This is a genomic window from Komarekiella delphini-convector SJRDD-AB1 (assembly GCF_014831675.1).
GTDB lineage: Bacteria > Cyanobacteriota > Cyanobacteriia > Cyanobacteriales > Nostocaceae > Komarekiella.
Window position 1 is genome coordinate 73,384 of record NZ_VJXY01000025.1, and the last position, 22,285, is coordinate 95,668.

18 protein-coding genes and 1 pseudogene are annotated in these 22,285 nt (G+C 42.1%); 9 read left to right on the plus strand and 10 right to left on the minus strand.

Annotation, left to right across the window (positions count from 1 at the left end; genetic code table 11):
• Nucleotides 1–2 precede the first annotated feature (2 nt).
• The gene (locus FNW02_RS21515) at nt 3–1,208 is read left to right on the plus strand and encodes a DUF4336 domain-containing protein (RefSeq protein WP_191759533.1); all 1,206 of its coding nucleotides are present in this window, start codon (nt 3–5) and stop codon (nt 1,206–1,208) included.
• 75 nt (nt 1,209–1,283) lie between these two features.
• On the opposite strand, the gene FNW02_RS21520 is transcribed toward FNW02_RS21515, so the two are convergent.
• A complete protein-coding gene (locus FNW02_RS21520) occupies nt 1,284–1,538 on the minus strand; it encodes a hypothetical protein (RefSeq protein ID WP_191759534.1) in 255 nt (84 codons plus the stop codon).
• A 475-nt stretch (nt 1,539–2,013) separates the two neighbouring features.
• A complete protein-coding gene (locus FNW02_RS21525; RefSeq protein WP_191759535.1) occupies nt 2,014–2,847 on the minus strand; it encodes a dienelactone hydrolase family protein in 834 nt (277 codons plus the stop codon).
• A 992-nt stretch (nt 2,848–3,839) separates the two neighbouring features.
• Here FNW02_RS21525 and FNW02_RS21530 point away from each other — a divergent pair.
• Nucleotides 3,840–4,790 carry a hypothetical protein gene (locus tag FNW02_RS21530; RefSeq protein ID WP_191759536.1) on the plus strand — a complete coding sequence of 317 codons (951 nt, stop codon included), beginning with the start codon at nt 3,840–3,842 and terminating at the stop codon, nt 4,788–4,790.
• A gap of 275 nt (nt 4,791–5,065) precedes the next feature.
• Here FNW02_RS21530 and FNW02_RS21535 read toward each other — a convergent pair whose 3' ends face one another.
• The 5 genes and pseudogenes from FNW02_RS21535 to patD all read right to left on the minus strand — a co-directional run bounded on the left by FNW02_RS21535 (nt 5,066) and on the right by patD (nt 10,350).
• Complete coding sequence (locus FNW02_RS21535) at nt 5,066–6,736, minus strand: dipeptide ABC transporter ATP-binding protein (protein ID WP_191759537.1); 1,671 nt, start codon at nt 6,734–6,736, stop codon at nt 5,066–5,068.
• Nucleotides 6,737–6,851: 115 nt separating this feature from the next.
• Nucleotides 6,852–7,316, minus strand: a complete 465-nt coding sequence (locus FNW02_RS21540; RefSeq protein WP_191759538.1) for a type II toxin-antitoxin system VapC family toxin — start codon at nt 7,314–7,316, stop codon at nt 6,852–6,854.
• Nucleotides 7,317–7,580, minus strand: coding sequence for a hypothetical protein (locus tag FNW02_RS21545; protein WP_191759539.1), 264 nt, complete (start codon nt 7,578–7,580; stop codon nt 7,317–7,319).
• Nucleotides 7,581–7,811: 231 nt separating this feature from the next.
• Nucleotides 7,812–9,491, minus strand: a pseudogene (locus tag FNW02_RS21550) (choice-of-anchor I family protein).
• Nucleotides 9,492–9,996: 505 nt separating this feature from the next.
• The gene (gene patD, locus FNW02_RS21555) at nt 9,997–10,350 is read right to left on the minus strand and encodes a heterocyst frequency control protein PatD (RefSeq protein ID WP_191759540.1); all 354 of its coding nucleotides are present in this window, start codon (nt 10,348–10,350) and stop codon (nt 9,997–9,999) included.
• A gap of 294 nt (nt 10,351–10,644) precedes the next feature.
• On the opposite strand from patD, the gene FNW02_RS21560 reads away from it, so the two are divergent.
• The 3 genes from FNW02_RS21560 to FNW02_RS21570 all read left to right on the plus strand — a co-directional run bounded on the left by FNW02_RS21560 (nt 10,645) and on the right by FNW02_RS21570 (nt 16,349).
• Nucleotides 10,645–12,915: a RelA/SpoT family protein gene (locus FNW02_RS21560; protein ID WP_191759541.1), complete on the plus strand. Its 2,271-nt coding sequence runs from the start codon at nt 10,645–10,647 to the stop codon at nt 12,913–12,915.
• A 194-nt stretch (nt 12,916–13,109) separates the two neighbouring features.
• Nucleotides 13,110–13,478, plus strand: coding sequence for a pentapeptide repeat-containing protein (locus FNW02_RS21565; RefSeq protein ID WP_191759542.1), 369 nt, complete (start codon nt 13,110–13,112; stop codon nt 13,476–13,478).
• Nucleotides 13,479–14,012: 534 nt separating this feature from the next.
• Nucleotides 14,013–16,349, plus strand: a complete 2,337-nt coding sequence (locus FNW02_RS21570) for a cation:proton antiporter domain-containing protein (RefSeq protein WP_191759543.1) — start codon at nt 14,013–14,015, stop codon at nt 16,347–16,349.
• Between the two features lie 54 nt (nt 16,350–16,403).
• On the opposite strand, the gene FNW02_RS21575 is transcribed toward FNW02_RS21570, so the two are convergent.
• A complete protein-coding gene (locus FNW02_RS21575) occupies nt 16,404–16,622 on the minus strand; it encodes an Hfq-related RNA-binding protein (RefSeq protein ID WP_191759544.1) in 219 nt (72 codons plus the stop codon).
• A gap of 183 nt (nt 16,623–16,805) precedes the next feature.
• Between FNW02_RS21575 and dapF the strand changes: the two genes are divergently transcribed.
• From dapF to FNW02_RS21595, 3 genes are all read left to right on the plus strand, one after another.
• Nucleotides 16,806–17,645, plus strand: coding sequence for a diaminopimelate epimerase (gene dapF, locus FNW02_RS21580; protein WP_191759545.1), 840 nt, complete (start codon nt 16,806–16,808; stop codon nt 17,643–17,645).
• A gap of 292 nt (nt 17,646–17,937) precedes the next feature.
• Nucleotides 17,938–18,132: a hypothetical protein gene (locus FNW02_RS21585; protein WP_191759546.1), complete on the plus strand. Its 195-nt coding sequence runs from the start codon at nt 17,938–17,940 to the stop codon at nt 18,130–18,132.
• A 575-nt stretch (nt 18,133–18,707) separates the two neighbouring features.
• On the plus strand, nt 18,708–19,472 hold the full coding sequence (locus tag FNW02_RS21595) for a thioesterase II family protein (RefSeq protein WP_191759548.1): 765 nt from the start codon (nt 18,708–18,710) through the stop codon (nt 19,470–19,472).
• A 63-nt stretch (nt 19,473–19,535) separates the two neighbouring features.
• Here FNW02_RS21595 and FNW02_RS21600 read toward each other — a convergent pair whose 3' ends face one another.
• Together FNW02_RS21600 and FNW02_RS21605 are read right to left on the minus strand one after the other, a co-directional pair.
• Nucleotides 19,536–19,940, minus strand: a complete 405-nt coding sequence (locus tag FNW02_RS21600; RefSeq protein WP_191759549.1) for an ExbD/TolR family protein — start codon at nt 19,938–19,940, stop codon at nt 19,536–19,538.
• On the minus strand, nt 19,924–20,577 hold the full coding sequence (locus FNW02_RS21605) for a MotA/TolQ/ExbB proton channel family protein (protein WP_191759550.1): 654 nt from the start codon (nt 20,575–20,577) through the stop codon (nt 19,924–19,926). The genes FNW02_RS21600 and FNW02_RS21605 overlap by 17 nt, the downstream gene beginning before the upstream one ends.
• 320 nt (nt 20,578–20,897) lie before the next feature.
• Here FNW02_RS21605 and FNW02_RS21610 point away from each other — a divergent pair, with 320 nt between their 5' ends.
• A complete protein-coding gene (locus tag FNW02_RS21610; protein ID WP_191759551.1) occupies nt 20,898–22,283 on the plus strand; it encodes an energy transducer TonB in 1,386 nt (461 codons plus the stop codon).
• Nucleotides 22,284–22,285: the final 2 nt, after the last annotated feature.

The following is a 22,285-nucleotide window of genomic DNA, read 5'->3' on the forward strand; positions in this document are numbered from 1 at the left end:
GGATGCATCCGAGCACTAATCCAAAAGACTGGTCATGGAAATTCTGGCCTGCTGTACCACTTTACCCCTACGGCAGGCGTCGGACACTATGTAAGGAAATAGTTAAAGACACTATCTGGACATTCGATCAGCTTCATGGCATTATCTACACAATCGTGCCGATTCGGATGACCATAGTCAAGCTACAAACAGGTGGTCTTCTTATCTATGCACCAGTTGCTCCAACGACCGAGTGTGTACGTTTAGTTAATGAGTTGGTGGCAAAACACGGTGAAGTTAAGTACATTATCCTGCCTACCAGTTCTGGTTTGGAACACAAAGTTTTCGTTGGCCCCTTTGCTAGACGCTTTCCCCAAGCGCAAGTTTTTGTTGCTCCCCATCAGTGGAGTTTCCCGCTAAACCTACCACTGCATTGGCTCGGCTTTCCCCAAAAACGCACCCAGGTGCTTCCAGAGAATAAAAGCCTTGCTCCCTTTATTGATGAGTTCGACTATGAAGTGCTGGACATCAACTTGGGACGGGGGGCTTTTACAGAAGTTGCTCTTTTGCATAAGCGATCGCACACTCTACTAGTAACTGATTCTGTATTGTCTATACCAGAAGATCCACCTGAGATCATCCAATTAGACCCTTACCCTTTATTGTTTCACGCTAGAGACAATGCCTTGGAGATAATTGAGGACAGCGAAGCAAACCGTCGCAAAGGATGGCAACGTATTTCACTGTTTGCAATTTACTTTCGTCCCAGTGCCTTGGAGATATCTAAACTGGGGCAAATGTTCAGCGATGCATTCAAAGCACCACAGCAATCGCCAAAAGCATACTTTGGGTTATTTCCATTTCGATGGCAAGACAACTGGAAGCAGTCATTCGATGCTCTCCGAGGAGACGGGCGTCCATTTGTAGCACCGATTCTGCAAATCCTCATTCTTCCGCAAGCACCGAGACAAGTACTCAATTGGGCTGATAAGGTTGCTAACTGGGATTTTCACCAAATTATTCCTTGTCATTTTGACTCGTTAATTAAGGCGAGTCCGCGTCAATTCCGACAGGCATTCACTTTCCTCGAAAAGCAACCCTCTATGAGTGAAGACTTATCTATAAGAGAAAATCAGTCCTTGTTAGAGAAAGACTTTAAATTCATCAGGGAGCTCGAAGCAGGTCTAGTTAAGCGCGGCATCGCAACCCCAGTTAAAGAGAAGGTTTAACCCTCCTTAGAGCATGAAAGGCTCTGAAAAATTTGTCAATAAAAATATACATTACTCAGAAAAATATGTACATTACTAGAAATTATCCAATCTGACATCCTTCCAAATGTCAGAAACCTGCCATCCTGAATTTCCAACAGATTGAACGACAGGATTATCAATCAATGGAATATAGTTAGTTGTTCTACTCTCTAAATACAGTTCTGATTTTTCTTCAAGCGTTGGCTCTTGAGTATTGACGATATCGGCTTGAAGATTTTGTTCTTCAGTTTCCTCCATGATCTTTATCTTATCGAGGAGGAGCTTTTCAGATTTTTTGATCAGTTTCATATTATTTGTTTAAAGTTCTAAAAATTGGACATTAAAAAAATAGCATCCAAAATATTGATTCTCAAAGAAATCAATATCATTTTTTAATGCATCTTTGGTGAGTTCCGTAAAAAGCTTTTCTGAAGTCTCCTTTTGGGTAAAATTACGCAGGATATACTAGGATACAGCAAATTCACTAAAATCCCAAATCTGTCTTGGAAAGTTTCCTACAGTGGGTTTCCCTTATTCTACTAAAAGGGCTTTAAAACCCATCCCCAACGCCGAAGCTTGTTTTGTGTAGGGCTTTAACAGTAAACAGTAAACGGTAAACAGTAAACATAATTGGGTTTAGGGGAAACCACTAAGGGGACGCTCACTTCCAACCCAAAACTAATAACCCAAAGCCGATTAGCCGCAGGCGCTATCTGGCGGGTTTAAATTCCCCAACTGTTTACTGTTTACTGTTCACTGTTCACTGATTTAAGGGTGTGGTTTTTTATGAAACGCCATACTGCTTAAACCATGCCTGAAGTCGTTGCCAACCATCCTTGGCTTCTGTTTCGCGGTAGGAGGGGCGATAATCGGCAAAAAAGGCATGGGGTGCATCGGGATAGACAATGATTTCGGACTTGCTGCTACTAGACTTAAGGCGATCGCGCATCTGTTGCACCGTATCCAAAGGAATGCCTGTATCCTTACCGCCGTACAGTCCTAAAATGGGAACTTTCAGCGTAGATGCAATATCGACGGGATGCTTGGGCGTCAGTTCAGTTTTATCGCCCACCAATCGCCCGTACCACGCTACGCCTGCCTTGACCTTGGGATTATGCGCTGCGTACAGCCAAGTAATGCGCCCTCCCCAGCAGAAGCCCGTAATTCCCAATTTATCAGCGTTACCTTTGGCTGACTTCACGCCCCAGTTTACTGTAGAATCGAGATCGGATAATACTTGAGCATCCGGCACTTTGGCTACCACCGGACGAATTTCATCAATGCTGCTTAACTTTAAAACATCGCCTTGACGTACAAACAATTCTGGAGCGATCGCCACGTAACCCAACTTGGCAAAGCGACGGCAGACATCCTGAATGTGCTCGTGTACGCCAAAGATTTCTTGGATCACCAAGACAATCGGGAAATTGCTACCCTTTGCAGGCATCGCTCTGTAAGCAGGAATTTCGCCATCTTTAACGGGAATTTTGACTGCACCAGCGACCAATCCATTATCATCGGTGGTGATGACTTGGGCAGAAATAGGTTGTACTGCAAGGGCAAAACCCGTCGCTAGGGTGGCAGTTGCGATAAATTTACGGCGTGTTATTTCTTTCATTATTTTTACTGAAAGCTATCCGGTATCGATCTTAGTCTTTCAGGAAAACATACTTTAATTTCTCGCAAGGAAAAGATTGCTTTGACTGGCTTGCTTGGAGATCAACAAAGCGATCGCTGATATCAACCCTTTAACCTTTCCCCAACCTATATCCGGAATTTGGGATTGGCAGACTATTAGTGGTCTGTTACAAAAGTTTTGAGAGGTTCGTAGTAAGCACTTTAGTGCTTAAAAAATCAAGGACTAAAGTCCTTACTACAAACAGGTATGACCATCAAAATTAATGCGATAGACCATTACGTAAACGATACTTGCCTAATTTTTACTCAAAGATATAGATTGTAGCTTACTAGACTGAACGAGCAAAGTTTCAAGGATATGATGAAAAAAAGCTCAATAATATCATCAGCCAGTAAACAATTTACTAGCAACGCTACTGACGAGTTGCAGTAGAGCAAAAGAAAATTTTTTATCTGAATATATACGTCTTTTGCTATACGGCTATAAGTTCAATTATTGAAATCCTCTTGTAGTAGTATTTTTGCGAAGTTGTTATTTTTAAAGTGTGCATCAAAGATTAAAACTTCAAACTCTCTAATAGTAAGACTTCCAAAAAGTGTCACTAAGATAGTGATGTGTATAAACCCAAGGTAGGTTAGTTCAGGCTTGCTCTGCACAAAGAGAAACTATACTCTTTTTAAAAATGATAGTTAGACGAAGCTTCGTTCGCATAGCGTCCCCTATCTTTACCGCAAAGCCAGCTACGCGCAGTATCTAACACAGAAAAAGGTAAGTAAAGGGTCAATATTACTAACTGAACTATATTGTTTTTTAACCCAAATTATCAGACAGTTCGTTTGCAGTTAAACAACGATAAAAGCAACTTATATCTACAGCTAAAGGTAGAGGTTGGCTTTATTATCTATATTTAAAATTAAGTTAGCTACAAATACATGTTGTGCTATAAGTTAATTTCTAAAAAATGAGTTAATATGTCTAATCTAGTTAAAAATAATTCTGAACATAGCACAAATAAAGATAAAACTCTATCAATAGAAGTTGAAATTGCTCTAATTATAGATAAGCTGAAAAACGGCGTTTGGCTATTTGGTATACCATCTTGGCTCTTTGGAATAACTGATAGAAGTATAGCTGCATTTGCCGATGGTTATTTATCTCCTATAGAAGTTTTTCAACTATTTACAGCCTCTTTCTTTTTTCTGAGTTGGTTATATCTGAAACCTGGGGAAAGCTTCAATAGCAATGATTTAGAACCCAATCAATATCAAGAATATTTATATCGGACTCAAATTGACAAGCTTAAGTTAAAAAACCGACACATGATTAGTCAGGAGTATATTTTACCTTTTCCTTATATCTGCCAAATATACCATCTACTAAATTTAAAACATTTGGAAAAAGTTCACGGATTTAGCTTGAATAACTTAAAAATTCTAAGTATTAGCTATTTCCAACCAACAAATATTGGTGGAATAATCAAATTCAAAACACTTTTGGATTCTCCTATCAATCCTCTACGAATTTGGCGACAACCAATTGTTGAAGTAGATTTAATTTTACATACTCCCTATACTGTTGAATTGAATATTCCTGTCTACGATAACAAAAGAATAGTTGTCATATTCCATGCTTTCCCTTTAAATGATACTGAACATCAATTCTTTATAGATATTTACAGCGATCTAGAGTGGCCGAAACCTTTGCTACAAATAGTTTTGCATTTTGCCTCTTGTTTGACGCTCTTTGAAGATTTGCCATATTTACGTGCTTTAGCCGAGAGAAATATAGAGCGTTCATTCAACTTAAATAGGGCTTCAAATCACGAAACTATGTTGCTGTTTAAAAGATTTGTTGAGCTATATGGTTCAAGTGAGGAAACAACAAAATTAATTGAGGGAGGGGATGATACTAATACCAATTAAAAAAATAATTTGACAGACAGAACATGTAGAGACAATGCAACGTCTCTACATTAATTGAATTGGTATAAGTTGTGAGTCCTGAGTGAAAAAACCATTGTTTCGTAGAAACGTTGCAATGCAACATCTGTACAGTCAAAAAAGAAATCGGGTTTTTGCGATTACTGAATCGATGCTCTGCACATCTTGTAAAAATCCTAGTTTTTTATTTAGAACCACACTTCATCTGTAGTTTAACTTTCATAAAATCGACTTTTGCAAGAAGTCTACTGACTTTGTTAGGCGCGTGCAAGTAAGGGAGCCGCTGCTAGTAAAGTTTTGGTATAGGGGTGTTGAGGATTAGCAAAAATTTGTTTTGTAGGGCCTAGTTCTACAATTTTGCCACCATTCATGACAGCAATACGATCGCACAAAAATCTTGCTAACCAAAGATCATGGGTAATAAATAAATAAGTAAGCTCAAACTCTTCCTTTAATTCCAACATCAAATCCAGCACTTGCGACTGCACACTAGCATCTAACATGCTTACAGGTTCATCGCAAATGAGCAGTTTAGGATGAGTAATCAAAGCGCGAGCGATCGCAACTCGTTGCTGCTGTCCACCAGATAAATCAGCTGGATAACGTTGATAATACACCTCTGGTGGTGTTAATCCCACTTTCTGAAGCATTGATAAAACTTGGGTTTTTGCTTGAGCAGCATCAGCCAGATTGTGGATAAATAAAGGATCGGCGATACTTTCTCCCACTGTCATGGCTGGATTGAGACAAGCGTGAGGGTCTTGAAAAACCATTTGGATTTGTCGCCGTGAGGTGCGAATTGCTTGGCGCGACAAAGTAGTTAAATCCTGTCCCAAAAACTCAACTTTACCACTAGTGGGACGAATTAACTGCAAGATTGTTCGTGATAGCGTACTCTTACCACAACCTGACTCCCCGACTAAACCAAGAATTTCCCCTGAATACAGATCCAGGTTAATACCATCGACTGCTTTAATTGTCTGTGCTTGTGCCTTAAATAGACGCTCAATGAAGTTAGGTTCTATGGTGTAATATTGCTTGAGTTCGGTAATGTGTAAAATTGGAGATTGCTCATTAATAATTGGTAATAGCTTTTCTCCCTCATTAGCAATTACTAACTCTCCATGATTATCAACTGCTTGAATATGCAAAGCTGCTTTTAAGAGCGATCGCGTGTATTCATGTTGAGGTTGCCTAAATACGGATTCCGTCGCACCCATTTCAACCATTTTACCGTTATACATCACGCCAATGCGATCGCAATACTCCGCCACCATTGCCAAATCGTGGGAAATCAGCAGCAATCCCATGTTTTCTTGAGCGCACAGTCGAGTTAATTCTTGCAATATCTGCGCGGAGACTGTGACATCTAAACTAGTTGTGGGTTCATCGGCAACAATTAACTTGGGGTTGAGCAGTAAAGCTAAGGCGATCGCTACTCTTTGTCGCATTCCGCCGCTAAACTCATGAGGATACTGACTCCAACGACTAGCAGGAATCTTCACCTTTTCCAATGTCGCCAGTGCTTTTTCTTTGGCTTCCCGTGTCGATAACTCTGGTGAATGCGCCTGGAGTGTTTCGATGCAATGCTTACCAATAGTCATCAAAGGATCAAGGCGCGTCATCGGATCTTGAAAAATCAGCGCCACCGCTTCCCCCCGAAATTTTCGTAACTGAGGTGGCGTTAAATCAAACACCGATTGTCCCTGAAATGTCACCCGTCCCTCAACCCGACTAGAGTTTGGTAGCAGGCGCATTACTGCCCGTCCTATGGTAGACTTACCACAACCAGACTCTCCTACCAGCCCCATTCTTTCGCCTGGTTGCAGAGTGAAAGATACATCATCAACGGCCCAGCTTGGTTCTTCTCCACTCCGCTGAGGATAGGCAACTCGCAGATTTTCGATACAAAATAAGGCTTTACTCATACTTAGTTATTAGCCCTGAGCTACCAGCTTTAATAATTTCAAATTTTAGCTAGTCTATCAGATTAGCAATCATTTGCTATTTCAGATGACCAAGTATAGCCACGTGTGAGCTTACTTACAGGTAACTGTTGGGATCTTCAATGAACAATCCCTCACTTGAGGCTGCTACACTCAACTCTTTATCTGCGGACACTAGGGTTACAGGAGGCAAACTATTAGTTGTGCAGAGTGTGTTTACAGCACGACCAGGTGCTAATTGAACAGCATCATAACCTCGTAACCCATAGGTTTGGGCCAGTGTCATTGCATAACTGATTATGTTCTCGGTAATTTCGATAATTTGATATTTTGTCTGCAAGTCATTTATCAACTGATTGCACACCATTGTTGCATCTGTGGAACTTATACTTCCACCACGCGCCCGTCTCGTAACTGCGGCGACAATCTCGACACTTGTAATTGCTGCAATGAAAATTTCATTACTCAAAGCAGGGTCAAATAATCCTAGTACCCATAATGAGCCAGTTTCACTGACATAACACTTCACTAATGCACTGCTATCTATAAAGTAGACTGCCATCTAGCGGCGTTCCTCAACAATTGTTTCAGAGATGGGCTTTCCCCGTACCTGAACAAGTTTATGCTGAGTTGTCTGCACATAAGAAGGATGCTTGATTTGTCTTATCAAGCCAGAATTTAACAAGGCTTGATAAAATGTTGTCTGATTAGCAGTTTCTTGCTTGACAGCAAGATGCTTGTCAATAGCCTGATTGAGTTGCTGTAGCTCCTCTAATTCAAGCTCCTGAAGTTGATTAAGTATTTTCTGAAGAATTGCCTGTGCCATGAGTTGCCATTTCCTTAAATACTCAGCCTATTCATCATTCTATTGATTGCTGTTACCTGTGCTCCTCCAAGTTACACCCTTTAACTCAACAGAAAATAATTTACGACTAAACCTGTCAAACTTAAAAGATTTAATTCCCAGTGCTAATGCCAATTTAAAAAAAGAATGTGACAGATAGACCATGTAAAACAGAGACGTTGCAATGCAACGTCTCTGTTTTACTAAGTTTTTCTATCGTGTTCGCTTAAATTTCAGTATTCCCATTGAAGCAACTGCTACTAAGCCCAGAATAGCTCCAGGTTCGGGAACCGATTTGACATCATCAGGAACATTAATTGAAAAGAGCGTTGTTGTTCCACTCACTTCATTGGCTGTTACTAGCAAAGGCTGACCATTGGGGCTATCTGCGGCAGAGATCAAAAGCAGACCTTCCGGGCCTAAATCTTTGATCGCCGGGTTAGTTGTCCCATCTGGCAAAGTTGGTTCAGCCGTGAAGTCACGATTGTTTACGTAGTCGATGAAAACAGGGTTTTGTGGATCGGTAATATCGTATGCCATCACGCCACCGATGCGCTCCAGTCCGATGAAAGCATAAAAGCGATCATTAATTTTGGCAATCTTTACATCCTCTGGTTCCGGCCCCTTGTCATCGCTGCGGGTATCGAAGCTGTTTTCATTATTGTTAGAGTTGAAGAAATCGGGTAAGCGTTGAGCAGTAATTTGCTCAAAGTCGTCGCCACTGTCGTAGACTGGCTTGAGTGAGCTGGTAGCCTCATCCCACTCCCAAATCGTGAAGGAGCGAGCTCCAAATGCATAGATTTGCTCAAATAGACCATCGCCATTCAAGTCGCCTAGAGTATTGGTTACTGTCAAGCGACCCAAATTCTCTGGCTGTTTTAGCTCATCGGCATTGGCGAACACATCGGGGTTGAGTTGATACCGGGCATTACCTAATCGTAATTCTTCGCTAAAACCGTCATAATCGCGGGCATCCCCTTCGTTGGCTGTGACAATGTAAGTCTTACCATTAACGGTGTAAGAGGTAATCCCATCTGGTTGGTACATACCTAGAACAGGTCTATTGGTAATGTTAATAGCGTCATCGCGATCGCTAGTATCAATTTCATTCCCTGGCAGGTTATGATCTTTAAATCCCAAAGGAATAATGTTGGTAAATGTATTATTAATTAAGTCAAGCGTTGCGATCGCATTGTTTTCCTGCAACGCCACCCAAGCCTTAGTAGAATCTTGAGAAACGGTGATGTATTCTGGTTCTACATCTTGTGCAACTGTGGCATTAGGGCCAAAAATCCGTACCCCCTTACCCCGTAACTGATCAATCTGGCTGTTGAACTAGTTAAAGCCGGCGTTGATTACGCTAAAGTCCGCTAAGTTGATGATGCTAACTGAGCCTTCGGGATCAATAGTATAATCATCACTTGGTTGAGCCTCATTCGCTACCAGTACGCGAGTGCCATCTGGTGTAAAGGTCAGCATATCAGGCAGGACTCCAACATTAACGGAGTTAACTAAATCACCATTAGCGTTAAAAAATACAGCCTTGCCCAAATCTAACGGGTCAACTGCTTCAACCGCTGCTGCAAGCAGGCCATTTTTAAAGGCGACGCTGTTAGCTGCATTGCCGAAGGGTGTGATATCAATGTTAAATAGCAACGATGGCTGAGTCGGATCGCTAATGCCTATTACATCAATAGTCCTGGTTTCCCCATTGACGACAAACAGCCGTTGAGTAACCGGGTCATAAGTCGGGATTTCAGCACCCCCAACATCGAAAAGACCCGTGTTATAAGTGCCGATAGGTTTGAGCAGCATTGCCTCTGCTGGAGCCGCCATTACTCCCAACACAAGGGCGGATGGAGCTATGAAGGCGATAAGCTTGTGGATGGTCATGATCTCAATAAATGATTAGACGCAAGAATTTCCTGTGATGCAACCCTTTTGAGTTTTTACGTCACTTTGCCGAATAGATTAAATCTGTCGGAAGTTATCACGCAGGGTAGGATGAACCAACATCTACAGGTACATCCGCAAACTATCGGTTATAGGTTAAGTAAATTGATACTTTAGGTTAACTATAGGTAAAAAGACAGTATTTTCACGTATTCTTCACTTAGGGAAGATTACACTTTATCTCAAATTTTTACTCTCAATACACTAGTTAGTCAGTGGAAGCGCATGTATAGCAATCGAAGTATAGATTAGGACAATATTGATTACTCAAAGCCTTGAATTACCTGGATTTCTACTCAGCACGGGCTAAACCATAGCTATCCGCTAACAGCACTCACAACTCAGCACTTTGTTATATCGACGTTGCAACTTGTTGCCAAAATAACTTTCCACTATAGGTCGTCAATGGGATGATAGAGTAACCAGAGAAAAAGGTGAACAATTGTTATTTTTCTCCCTCCGCTTGTTGTTGCATAATGGCATTACAGTATTGAATCAGAGTTGTCAAGCGATCGCTAATAGTCTGAAGTCTCGCTTGTGCAGTAGATGCCTGTCGCGCTCCTTGGAAAAACATCACATCTATTTCCAACAGGCGCAATTGCTTGCTGATTTCCGTTCGATAAGACTGTACCCGCGAATCTTCATTAGTCAAAGGTACAATTTCCTGCCTAAACAACTGCTGTACCGAGGTCAAACGCTGCCTCAGCGCAGATGCATCCAGTCCAGTTGTGGTAGCATCAGCACGTAACAGCTCTAGCAATGTTGCTAGTGCCTGATATTTCTCAAGATTTAAAGACATCCAGTGCTAGTTAAGATAGTATTAATGTCAAGTAATTTTTCTTCTACAATAAACTTTTCTAAGCTACTATCAGCATCAAAAGCCTCAAATCGTTATTTGAGGCTTGTTTGCCATCAATGGATTTTCAAGTTTATGATCCTTTAAACTCGCGCTTGATGATTGCTATCAGCAATTGAATAATCGTCCTTACACTACTTTTTCTACCCATCTCTGGGCAACAGCATCTTCTAAGTGCGATGCTGCCAGTTTTGTCTATCACTCGCTTATCTACCGATCACCTTTAGTCCCAATTGTATGAGCAGCATAGCGATAAATTCCTCAATTGATCTTACCCTTCCAGACTGGTTACAGAAATGCTTGAAGGGTGCATCAGCAACTAGCAGCGAAGCAGAAGATGACCGAAGGCATAGTGATACGGTTTTGATTGCTAGTGCATTTGAATTTGCTTATCAACTTCATCAAGGTCAATACCGCAAATCTGGAGAACCATACATTGCTCATCCGGTTGCTGTAGCTGGATCGCTGCGTGACTTGGGAGGCAGTCCTGCTATGATAGCAGCTGGTTTTCTCCATGATGTAGTTGAAGATACAGATGTCACAATTGAAGAAATAGAAGAACGCTTTGGGCCAGAAGTACGGCAATTGGTCGAAGGTGTCACCAAGCTTTCTAAAATCAATTTTAAAAGCAAAACTGAAAGCCAAGCCGAAAACTTCCGACGGATGTTTTTGGCAATGGCGCAAGATATCCGAGTAATTGTGGTGAAATTGGCAGATCGTTTGCATAATATGCGAACTTTACAATATATGCCAGAAGCTAGCCGCCGCCGTAGCGCTCAAGAAACACGAGATATCTTTGCACCCTTAGCCAATCGCTTGGGGATCTGGCGGATTAAATGGGAACTGGAAGATTTGGCTTTTAAATACCTGGAACCGGACGCTTTTCGCGAAATTCAGCAGCATGTTTCCGAAAAAAGGACAGCGCGGGAAGAGAAATTAGCTAAAGCAACGGATATTTTGCGGGAGCGTTTGCAGCAAGCCGGAATTCGCTGTCAGGATATCAGTGGGCGTCCTAAGCACCTGTATGGTATTTACCAAAAAATGCAGCGGCAGCAAAAAGAATTTCACGAAATTTACGATTTGGCAGCGCTGCGAATTATTGTCCAAACCAATGAGGAATGCTATCGTGCTTTGGCAGTAGTTCACGATGCCTTTCGCCCAATTCCCGGTAGATTTAAGGACTACATTGGACTGCCTAAACCCAATCGCTACCAGTCGTTGCATACTGGAGTAATTGGTTTGACTGGTCGTCCTTTGGAGGTACAAATTCGCACCATAGAAATGCATCATATCGCCGAGTACGGGATTGCTGCTCATTGGAAGTACAAAGAAACAGGCGGTTCTAACAATAGCCATTTGACGGCGACAGATGAGAAGTTTACTTGGTTGAGACAGCTATTGGAATGGCAAAGTGATCTCAAGGACGCACAAGAATATCTCGATAGTGTCAAAGACAATCTATTTGAAGATGATGTTTATGTCTTCACCCCTAAGGGGGATGTTGTTCCTTTAAGTCCTGGATCTACCAGTGTAGATTTTGCTTATCGCATTCATACAGAAGTAGGAAACCACTGTGCAGGGGTGCGAGTAAATGGGCGCATGGTACCTTTGTCAACACGGCTGCATAATGGCGATATCGTGGAGATTATGACTCAGAAGAACAGTCATCCGAGTTTGGATTGGTTGAACTTTGTCAGAACCTCAGCGGCGAAGTATCGGATTAAACAATGGTACAAGCGATCGCGTCGAGAAGAGAATGTAGCTCGTGGGCGGGAATTGTTAGAAAAAGAACTTGGTAAAACTGGTTTTGATAGCCTGCTCAAGTCAGCAGCAATGGAAAGTGTCGCAGAAAAGTGTAACTATCACAGTGTGGAAGATTTACTTGCAGGCTTAGGTTACGGTGAAGTCACACTAAACCTAGTGCTAAATCGTTGGCGCGAAGTAGTCAAAACGCAACAACCAGTTACCATTGCACCCCCATTTATCCCTAAAGAGCCAACTACAGCAAAAGCTTTGCGGGATGCGCCTACAACTACCTCCCGCTCCACTGATTCACCAATTGTTGGAGTAGAAGGGTTAGTTTATCATCTAGCTGGGTGTTGTACCCCAATTCCTGGCGAACCAATTATCGGTGTAGTCACACGAGGTAGAGGAATTTCGATTCATCGCCAAGGATGTCATAATCTGGAAAATGTTGAGTATGAGCGCCTAGTACCAGTCAGGTGGAACTCAACGGCTGAAAATAGCGGTCGTCCGCACACTTACCCAGTAGATATTCAAATTGAAGCACTCGATCGCGTAGGGGTGTTAAAGGATATTTTGTCCCGGTTGAGTGACCAAGGGATCAATGTACGTCATGCTCAGGTAAAAACCGCTATTGGTCAACCAGCATTAATGGACTTGGGTATAGATATCCGCGATCGCTCTCAATTAGAGCAAGTATTTACCCAAATCAAAAAAATGAGCGACATTCTGAATATACGTCGAATTGGTCAAATTGACGAGTAGAAAACAGTAAACAGTTAACGGTAAACAGTAAACATAATTGGGTTTAGGGGAAACCATTAAGGGGGCGAGTACTGACAACTGAAAATTAATAACCCAAAGTCGATTAGTCGCAGGCGCTATCTTGCGGGTTTAAATCCCCCAACTGTTTACTGTTTACTGTTCACTGTTTACTGAATGAAAAAGGTCAACTTAACATGGACACGGCAGAATTGAAGCGGCGTTATGCCGCAGGGGAAAGATATTTCCCAGCAGCTATTTTAATTGGAGTCAGGTTAATTGGAGCTTATCTGCCGGGAATCAACTTATGGGGAGCAGATTTGAGTGGAGCTAACCTAGCTAAAGCCAAACTTTGGGGAGCAGATTTGAGTAGAGCTAACTTAGCTAAAGCAAATTTGACCAGAGCTAATTTAAGCGGTGTCAAATTGAACGAAGCAAATCTTCGGGGAGCCAAACTAAATTATGCCAAGTTGTATGGAGCAGATCTTAGTGGAGCTTGCTATGACGAAAGTACCAGGTTTTCTAGAGGTTTTGACCCCGTCAGTAGAAATATGAAGAAGTTTTGATGTTCTCACAGTTTGAAGGCGTGAGATTTGGAATTTCTTATCCTTAATAAGCAACTCTCAGTAACGCTACTAGCCTTTTAGCGTCAAGACCTATTGACATATCGTAACAATATTGTTATGTTTGATTACATTAAAACAAAGTGTGTAACTAAATTGTCCGTACATAGCATCACCGAAATGTTTTAGTTTTCCGTGGGCGGTTAACTAACATTTATTAAATTCAGTATTTGTATCTTTAATTGTCATTCTGACTTCTCTCTCCTACCTCGGTTAGTTTCGCCGAGGTTTTTTATTTTAGATTCCTAGGAAGGAAATTTTGCAGTCTCCATCTCAACATCCAATACTTTCCCTTATAAGTACTCTGAATCTCCTTTGTGGACTGGGAAAAGGGTAAAGGGTAAGGGGTAAATTTCAGCCTTTCCTTTTTCCCCTTTCCCCCTTAACCAAAAGGTATTACATCAACATCCTATTCCTCAGATATATAAAACTTTGTATGCTGAGTTTAATGGGTCTCAATAGTTCTGTTAAAAACTGGTGCAAGAAGATTTTAGGCTAATTGTTGATTTAGTTTTGGTTCTCGCCGTTGCAGCTTGTGGCGGACTGTTAGCGGCGCTGTTACGACAACCCGTGTTACTGGGATATCTCATTGGCGGGATGATTGTAGGGCCAGCCGGACTGGGGCTGATTAAAGAAGTTATTCAAGTTGAAACTCTGGCACAGTTCGGCGTTGCCTTTTTGTTATTTGCTTTGGGAGTGGAATTTTCTTTTGCAGAACTCAAGAAGGTAAAAGCGATCGCTCTTGGAGGCGGAGGACTTCAGATTGCGCTGACGATTTTGATCACGGTTTTGGTATGTGGGGTAACAGGAGCCTGGGGAACCTTACCTGCTAAGGGTATGTTCTTGGGATCAATTCTGTCTTTATCTTCCACAGCGGTTGTTCTCAAGTGCTTGATGGAGCGCAATGAAACAGAAACGCCCCACGGGCAAGTAATGTTAGGGATTTTGGTCGTGCAGGACTTGGCCTTGGGACTGATGCTAGCCGTGTTACCAGCCCTCAACCAACCAGCAGAAACTATTGGCATCGCCGTGTTAACAGCGCTGCTGCGGATTGGTTTATTTGCAGCTGGCGCAGTGGCGGCGGGAATTTGGCTAATCCCCCCTTTGTTGCGAATGCTAGCCCGCACCGAAAGCCGAGAGCTTTTTTTGTTAGGCGTAGTTGCCTTATGTTTGGGCATTGCGCTGTTAACAGAGTATTTGGGACTATCTATTGAGATGGGGGCATTTGTCGCCGGTTTAATGATTTCCGAGGTGGAGTATGCTGACCAAACCCTAACTTATGTAGAGCCGCTGCGAGATATTTTTGCCAGTTTATTTTTTGCCGCCATTGGGATGTTAATTGACCCAGTGTTTTTGTGGAACAACCTAGAATTGATTTTGGGGCTGGTAGCACTAGTTTTTGTGGGTAAGTTTTTGATTATCACACCCCTAGTGAAGTTGTTCCGCTACCCATTGAAAACAGCTTTAATTGCTGGGTTAGGATTGGCTCAAATTGGAGAATTTTCCTTTGTTCTTGCTAGTGAAGGGCAAGCATTGGGGTTGGTATCTCGACAGATATATTTACTGATTTTGGGAACCACAGCAGTCACACTTGTACTTACACCTTTTGTGCTGCGGTTAGTACCATTTTTATTTAACTTTGCCGAATCAATGCCTTGGCTGAAACCGTATTTAGAAGAAGATCAGCCACGCGATGTATCAGAAGAACTACCCTTAAAAGACCATGTAGTAGTTTGCGGCTATGGGCGAGTCGGTAGGAATTTAGTCAAGTTGTTGCAGCAACACAACTTACCTATAGTTGTCATCGACCAATCAGAAAGTAGAATTCAGCAGTTACGTGATGCCGGAGTGTCTTATGTATATGGTAATTGCGTCAGTTTACACGTTCTGGAAACCGCTGGAGTCAACCATGCTAAAGGAATGGCGATCGCACTCCCTGACCCCATGAGTAGCCGTCTTTGCCTAAAACGCGCTTTAGAATTGTGCCCAGAACTAGATTTGGTTGTCCGCGCCACCCAAGATAAAAATATTGAAGTGCTTTACCAATTGGGAGCCAGGGAAGTTGTGCAACCAGAGTTTGAGGCCAGCTTAGAAATGGCAACCCATTTATTAACTGGCTTAGGCTTGTCACCCGATGTCTTGCAGCGGGAAATGCAGCAAATCCGCAACGATCATTATTTACAATTGCGCCCAGAGCGTTCTGCATCAGAAGTTTCCTACGATTTGCAGCAAGCAACTCGCGATTTAAATCGGCGCTGGTATCCCCTACCATCTGATTCGCCCTTAATTGGTATGAGCTTGGAAGAAGCAGATATGCGTTACCTAACAGGAGCGAGTTTAATGGCAATTCGCCGCGCTGACGGGAATGAAATAGATTATCCCAATGAGCAAACTAGATTAGAAGAAGGCGATCGCCTCCTGGTAGTGGGTGCAAATGAAGAACTGGCAGCTTTGGCAGAATTAGCTAAAGGACAGGTGGCTGTTCCCGGTGAAAATAGTGCTTGTCAGTGGATAACAATCAACGCTGATTCTCCAGTTTTGGGTAAAACCCTTGTAGATTTAGATATCCAACAGTCATCTGGGGGACAAGTGCAAGCCATCCGGCGAGATGGTAAGTTTATCCGCTCTCCTGATGGCAGTATAGATTTACGCTTGGGTGATCAAGTACTATTGTGCGGTAGTTTGCCCAGTCTCAATCAACTACAACCGTTGTTTGTCCCAAGTAGTCCAATGTCGCTATCTATCCCAGTAGTGAAAGCTAGTGAGGCAGAAACGCTTAAAGAGTTTCTACCTTTGGATAATTTACGGGAGTAGAGACGCGATTAATCACGTCTGTACAAGGGTTATGATTTGACTTTGGACTTTTGACTAATTCTTGGGCTTAATATAGGCGATCGCTTGCTTCCAAATAGTGGTTTGCTGACTGTTCTCATCTACAATACATACACAGTATGAGTCTTGCCATAAAACTCTACCTGTGAGCAAATCGCCTGTCACTAGTTTGAATTCCACCTGTGTTGTTTCTTTAATCAGATGTTGCACTTGCCGAATGCTTGGCAGTGAGGTATCAAATTCAGTTGTCAGCATTTTTGGTAATGATGTATGCAAAATTAAGGGAATGGGGACTGGGGACTGGGGACTGGGGACTGGGGACTGGGGACTGGGGACTGGGGACTGGGGACTGAATTCTTCTCAATAACCAATCTTTAATACCCGATACCTAATACCCGATTAACAGTAACTAATCCTTGATAATTCATCCTTCGAGAAATGGCAATCGAATTTACTAAGTATCACGGTCTAGGTAACGACTTTATTCTGATTGATAATCGCTCGTCATCTGTGCCTACACTGACACCAGAGCAAGCTATCAAGTTGTGCGATCGCCACTTTGGCATTGGTGCTGATGGTGTAATTTTTGCCTTACCTGGAGAAAACGGTGCTGACTACACCATGCGGATTTTCAATTCTGATGGTTCAGAGCCGGAAATGTGCGGTAATGGTATTCGCTGCTTAGCTGGGTTTTTGGCAGATTTAGAGGGCGAATCCCGAAATCAAGACCGATATCGCGTTCATACATTGGCTGGTGTGATGACACCCCAACTAATGCCAGATGGTCAAGTAAAGGTGGATATGGGTTTACCTCGTTTACTCGCTCTGGAAATTCCTACCACTCTTACACCTGCTGAAGAAAAAGTTATTAATCAGCCACTAGAAGTGGCAGAGCAAATTTGGAATGTCACTTGTGTGAGTATGGGAAATCCCCACTGCATTACTTTTGTAAAAGATGTAGCAGCGATACCCTTAGAAATCATCGGCCCTCTGTTTGAGCATCATCCAGTTTTTCCTCAACGAACAAACACGGAATTTATTCAAGTAGTGAGCCGTGACTACCTAAAAATGCGAGTGTGGGAACGAGGTGCTGGGATCACGCTGGCTTGTGGTACTGGTGCTTGTGCTGCCTTGGTAGCTGGTGTATTGACAAACAAATGCGATCGCACCGCTACCGTAGAATTACCTGGTGGAGCTTTACAAATCGAATGGTCAGAAATAGATCAGCGTATTTATATGACTGGATCTGCTGAGCGAGTGTTCACAGGTAATATATAAATCACAAAGGTAAGTAAAAGTTCATAGTAGGGTGGGCATTATAATGCCCACCTTACAGACTGGTTATTTTTGCATAATTCCTATAGACAGTGAGATTGTTTGTAGTGTTCAGCAAAATTTTTATTGAAACTAGAACTAGATTTGTCATGAGCCAAAAGTAATAATCTTAGCCTACTTATTTCTAACTTTAGGGGAATTTAATATATAGAAAATGTATTTAGAAATAATAAAAGAGGTGTTACACACTTTACTCATTTGTGTAAAACCTCTGTAAGTAAGTGAGGCAAAAATTATGTCATATCAAGTTATGGAATCTAATTCATTTGTGGAGTTATCCACAGAAGAACAGCAGTCTCTATCTGGAGGATGCAAACATTGTGGAGTAAAGAAACATTACCACCACCACCACCATCACCACCACCATGTTCACGAGTTTAGATACCCTAAGAAAGCCACGAAAGACTGTTGTGATAACGACAGCGACTAATGATTTCATACATAGATAGGTAACGCTTTTGTCACAAACAGGTAGGATTCCCTTGAAGATTCAGTTTTTTTAAACGAAGTTCTAGAATAGGGAATACCTACCGAATAAACAATATTTTCTAAAAAGGCATCGGGAAAACCCATTCCTTCTCGGTAGGTGATGAAAGATGCCCCAACGCAGTCAACAGTCAACAGTCAACAGTCAACAGTCAACAGTTAACGTGAAATCCTATCCCCTTTTATGTGTGGGATGAGCTTAAAACTCTTAATTAACTAAATTAATACATAATTAAAATATTGATCTAAGTTTGACAATTTTAAAAAATTATAAAAAAGAATAAGACTGGAATTAGAGTAAGAATCAAAAGGTATCTCCGCGATAGAATATATTTTTCATCCAAGGTTTTACCAATATATTTCTATAACTTTACTATCGCTTCCCTAAAGGATTTGAAAAATCGAAACTGCTAAACGTTAATGGCTTGTATTGCCCAAGGTTCAATTTCTGTCATAAGATTAACGTGTATACACTTAATAGTTCCAGCAGGATCGTGTTATTCAAATCTAAGTTTCATTATGACAACTAGACCACTCTTCAATTGGCTTACTTGTCCCCGGCCTAATCCTCAAGCAAATTTGCGTTTATTCTGCTTTCCTTATGCTGGTGGTGGGGCTTCAACTTTTCGTACCTGGTCTAAAAGTCTACCTGGAACTGTCGAAGTCTGTCCTGTGGAACTTCCGGGACGGGGATCTCTAATGAGGTTGCTTCCCTTGACGCGGTTAGAACCGCTTGTAAAGGCGATCGCATCAGAGCTTATACCATACTTAGATAAACCATTTGCCTTTTTCGGTCATAGTATGGGTGGACTAATTAGCTTCGAGTTAACCCGTTTACTGCGCTCTCAGTATAATCTAAATCCATTTCACCTCTTTATATCTGCTCGCCTTGCTCCGCAAATCCCGTTAACAAAACCACCTCTGCACACATTACCAGAGCCGGAGTTGTTAGAAGAACTTCGCAATTTCAACGGTACACCCGAAGCAGTGTTAGAAAATCAGGCATTGATGGAACTGTTCTTGCCAATTCTGCGGGCAGATTTTGCAGTTGTGGAAACTTATGTTTATACTCAGGAGCCACCCCTGGAATGTCCGATTACTGTTTTTGGTGGTTTACAAGACCAAGAAGTCAGTTATGAAGCTTTGCAAGCATGGCGACAACAAACGATCGCGGCTTTTTCATTACAGATGTTCGACGGCGCACACTTTTTTATACACTCAGAGCAGGCGGCATTATTGAAAAGCATAGCTAAAGAATTACAGATGCGAGCGCCAGCAGCATAAACAAACGTGGGCGATCGCTAACACAATCGCCCGACAATTATTTGTTATGAGCTAATATCTACATTATGGTTTTTGTGTGGCGATCGCTAACTTTGCTCCTTCAACTTGACGTACCCGATCCATTACTGTCACCACATTGCCATAACCGACTTTTTCATCAGCATTAATAATCACCAAAACTTCTGAGTTAGAACCAACTAAAGCTTTTACTTGCTGTGTCAAATTATCAATTGCAACTGGTTTACGATTAAGGCTGATCTGTCCTTTGTCATCAACCGTAACGGTAATTTTAGTAGGAACTTGCTGTTGTTTTGCCGTGGCTGCTTTCGGTAAATTTACGGGTAATCCTTCTGATCGCGTTAAAAATAGAGTTGACATGATGAAAAATGTCAAAATCGCAAATATCACGTCAATCATCGGCACAATATTAATCTGTGCTGGCAAATCCGGTTCATCTTGTAGGCGCATAAGTTTTTTCTCCTCGTTCATAACGACGACGGTAGAGCAATTCTAGTTGTCCTCCATACTCCTGAATCAATGCGATTTGGCGCTGATACAGTCCCCGGAAAGTATTAGCAAATAAGAGTGTAAATATTGCAACGATCAATCCTGATGCTGTTGATACCAAAGCTTCACTAATCCCGGCTGTGACACCAACTGTTTTAGTACCTCCTACATCACCCAGGTTTAAAGAAGCAAAAGAGGCGATCAATCCTAATACAGTCCCAAGAAGACCCAACAGTGGCGCTAGACCAATGATTGTCTCTAGAAGATTTTGGAAGCGTTTGAGTACAGGTATTTCAGCCTGCGCTTCACTTTCTAATGCTAAACGAAATTCTTCTGGATTTGGCCCTTCCAATTCTAAAGCCGCAAGAAAAATACGGGCAAGTGGTAAATCTGCATTTTTTTGAAGTTTATCCATTGCACCGACAACGTTATCGAGTCGATAGAGATTCAAAACATCTCGCACTACGCGGCTTTGACGTTTATTAATCCGTACCCAAAAAACTACACGCTCAATTATCAGCCCCACTGCCAACACTGAAAAACCCAGCAGGGGCCACATGACCACACCACCGGCTGTAAAAAGATTTTGAATTCCCATGTAATGCCTCTAAATGCCAACAATAACACAGTCAGACTAGCAGAATCTTGAGAAAACCTGATAGTTTTTCTCAATTAAATTTAAAATATAATGATAATTTTTTTAAATCAATCAGTCATGATTTTTATTTACCTATTTGTGAGTTTGATATAAAAAAAAATAATTTCATTAAATAAAAATTAATATTATCCAAAAACCCTGATGTTAAAAGATGTTTTTGATAAATATGCAGTTCGCAAAAAAATTTAATTTTTTACTTGCGTATTTACACCAATACATCCTACTATGACTAAATTAGTGAGAATGGGTAGCAATAGACTATGAGCTTTTCTGGCATCACTGGTGAGCAACGTTCCAAAGAAGTTGAGGCTCTCAAGTCTTTTCTGACTTACAGTTTGATTGGCTCGCTAGCGCTGCATATCGGCGCACTGTCATCAGGCATAGGTAATTTTTTGGCGCGAGTGCCTGAACTAGAAGAAGAACCAATAGAGTTGGCGATCGTTGAACCGACTACAGAACCAGAAAAACCAGTCAAAGAAGTTCCAGAAGAAATAAAAAAACAGCCTACAGTAACTCAACCAGTACAAAAGGTTGTTGAAAGTCCAAAAACTCCACCAGTTCAACAGCAACCAGAAAAGATTACACCAGTACCACAAAAAGTACAGCCGATAAATACTCCGCAAAAGGAAGTTGTCACTAGGTCAGAAGCTCCTGTGACATCTGCACCTGTTACTCAACCTAACGATAATTTAAGACAACAGTTGAGCGGACTGAGAGATTCTAGACCAACTCCAGGGGGTAGTGATAATCCAGTTCCAGCAAATACCCTTAGCAACTCTGGCTCTGGCGTTGCTTTAAATACAGGTACAGGTAGAGGTATAGGTACTGGTACAGGTATAGGTAGAGGTATTGGTACGGGCAATCAATCAGGAAACCGTTCGCCAGTAGTAACAGCACCGACAGCGCCTACACCTCCAAAAATCAACAATTCCGGTACTGGTAATGGTCGTGCAGCTTGCCGCGAATGCGCTGCTAAGTATCCAGAGGCAGCAAGACGACGGGGAATCGAAGGTAGAGTAGAGGTAGCTGTCGATACTGATGAAAAAGGTAATGTTACTAATGTGCGGGTTGCTAAATCTAGTGGAAACCGCGATTTAGATGAAGAAACCCTCAGACAAGCACGTAACTGGAAATTAAAACCCGCATCTGGTGGTAGACAAGGAGTATCGATCGCAACTGAATACGCTATCCAAGGCTCACGGCGACACCGCCAAGCTCAAGAACAGAAAAAACGCAGAGAAGCGCAACAGAGAAACCAGCAAACAGCGACTTCAAACACCGATACAAACACAACTCGTAGACGCAGGCGATCGCTAACACCTACTATTGTGGATGTTCCCCCCGAAAGACCAGTACAATCTAGAGTTACCCCTCAGATTCGCCGTCCCAGAGTAGAAAATAATGCCGCAGGTTCAACATCCGAACCTAGAACAACTCGCACTCAGGGAACTGCAAGAGAATCTTTACGCAGCATCCGGCGTGAGCGAGTGAGTAATCCATCACCAAAGCCACAAGCAACCCCAAATCGCCGGCGACGCAGAGAAAACACCAATACTAGTCAAAGTCAAAACAAGTTACGGCAGTCTCTACGTCAGTTGCGCCAACAACCACAATCACAACCACCTGCTGGTACAAATCAGGAGTAGAG